This window comes from Phocaeicola sp. RTP21198st1_B8_RTP21198_201120 (assembly GCF_040929485.1).
GTDB classification, from domain to species: domain Bacteria; phylum Bacteroidota; class Bacteroidia; order Bacteroidales; family Bacteroidaceae; genus Phocaeicola; species Phocaeicola dorei.
The window spans coordinates 299-1,290 of the sequence record NZ_JBCOCI010000167.1 but is presented as its reverse complement, the minus strand read 5'-3'; the positions used below and the strand labels follow the sequence as shown (position 1 = coordinate 1,290).

Annotated in this window: 1 protein-coding gene; it reads right to left on the bottom strand. The window is 43.8% G+C overall.

The features are described 5' to 3' along the window. Nucleotides 1-992, bottom strand: a 992-nt coding sequence (locus tag AB5935_RS23920; protein ID WP_368327651.1) for a DEAD/DEAH box helicase, incomplete at both ends; no start/stop codon positions are given.

Here is a 992-nt window from a genome sequence, read left to right as displayed (position 1 = left end):
ATTCTTATTCCAAAGTTCGGTCAATACTTTCTTGAAAGCATCATAGCGGCTGTCTTCGTAGTTCTTCACAAGACGGCGAACTTGCGCTGTCAGTTCAGACAATTCTTCACTATCATCTTTCTTACAGCGCTCTTCAAGTGTACCCAACGCAGCGATGGGTGATGACATGAAACTCTTGAATACAGTCAAAGCGAAGAGTGCATCATTCTTGAATTCATCTTTTAATGAGCGGAACTTGGTATGCTCCTTGCTCAAGATTTGCTCTTCTTCATCAGTCAATGTAACCTCAATCTTACGGATTTCGCGCTCTTTGAATTGACTGCGAATATGTGCATCGGTAATATCATGCTTGAAACGACGCACATAGTAAGGCAGAATATCTTCTTTGGTATATTCTCCGTTACGGGGGATAGAAATGGGTTCGAGCATCCTCATCAGATTGGCAAATGATTCGGCACTACCATTATGGGGAGTGGCAGAGGTGAGAATCATCGAGTCGCACTTCTGTGCCAAGAACTGTGCCAAATCACCACGAAGACTGCTATCATTAGCTACCTTATGGCATTCGTCAATCACAATTATATCCCAATGTGTTTTTTCGAGCCAAGCACGGAAACGACCATTATTCTTCAGCGTATCAATAGAGATGATAGTCTTGTCGTAGTAGTCGAACGGATTCTTATTAAGCGGAATCTCGTTCTGAATCTTTGCCACACCAAGACTGTCCAGACGAACCAAGGGAATGGCAAAGCGATTCCAAATTTCCTCCTGGAACTGAGCCAATATGCTTTTCAGCGCACACACCAGTATGCGTTTGCCACGGCCACGGCGAATCATTTCAGCCAAGAAGATACCCACTTCAATTGTCTTACCCAAACCTACACCATCAGCAATCAACAAACGAGGACGAGGCAATTCAAATGCTTTTAGGGTCGGTGTCATTTGATATTCGGCTACATCAAAAGCACCACCTTGAGCCACAGTTATCTTTT